The 685-nt window shown below is 61.9% G+C and carries 1 protein-coding gene; it reads right to left on the bottom strand.

Annotation, left to right across the window (positions count from 1 at the left end; genetic code table 11):
* Window positions 1–685, bottom strand: a 685-nt coding sequence (locus DBR24_RS30710) for a type II and III secretion system protein family protein (protein WP_371921391.1), incomplete at both ends; no start/stop codon positions are given.

Below are 685 nucleotides of genomic sequence, written 5' to 3'. Positions count from 1 at the left end.
ATCGCCCAGCCCGGGAAACTTGTTCACTTCCGAAGCGTTGTTGGTGCTGATCAGCCCGCTGATGACAAAACTCTCGCCATCGGCCAGCGAGATGCTGGTATCGGTGCGGCGAATAGTGAACGCCGGCACCTTGGTGCCGCCGATGGTCACGCCGTTGTTGTAGTCCAGCTCACTGACCTCCGGAGCGACCTTGAGGGCAATCCGGTCGCGACCGATCACGGTCGGAGTCAGTGTCAGGCGAATGCCGAATTCCTTGTACTCGATGGAGTAGCTGTTGCTGTTGGCGCTGGGGACCGGGATCGGGATTTCGCCCCCTGCAAGGAAACTTGCACTCTGCCCGCTCAGCGCCACCAGGCTCGGCCGCGCCAGGGTATAAGCGAAGCCGCTGCCCTCCAGCGCGTTGACGATGCCAAGGAATTTACTGCTGCCGCCGCCCCAGACAATGTTGAACATATCGTTGGCCAGCGGGATGCTCGGCACCGCGATGCGCGGATCGAGATTGCGCAACGGCACCACGCCCGGCGTGACCGAGGTGTTGGGCACTGTGCCCGGCGCGCCAAACAGGAAGTTGTTCGAGCCCTTGCCGAAAATCTGCGTGCCGGCTTCTTTCAGTTTGGTGCGACTGACTTCGACGAAGCGGATGTCGGTCTGCACTTGCGACGGCAGGGTCGGATCATCGCTGGCC

Origin of the sequence: Pseudomonas sp. HMWF006 (assembly GCF_003061205.1) — a bacterium.
Taxonomy (GTDB): domain Bacteria; phylum Pseudomonadota; class Gammaproteobacteria; order Pseudomonadales; family Pseudomonadaceae; genus Aquipseudomonas; species Aquipseudomonas monsensis.
Note: the sequence above shows the minus strand (reverse complement) of the source record. Positions and strands in the feature narration are given on the sequence as shown.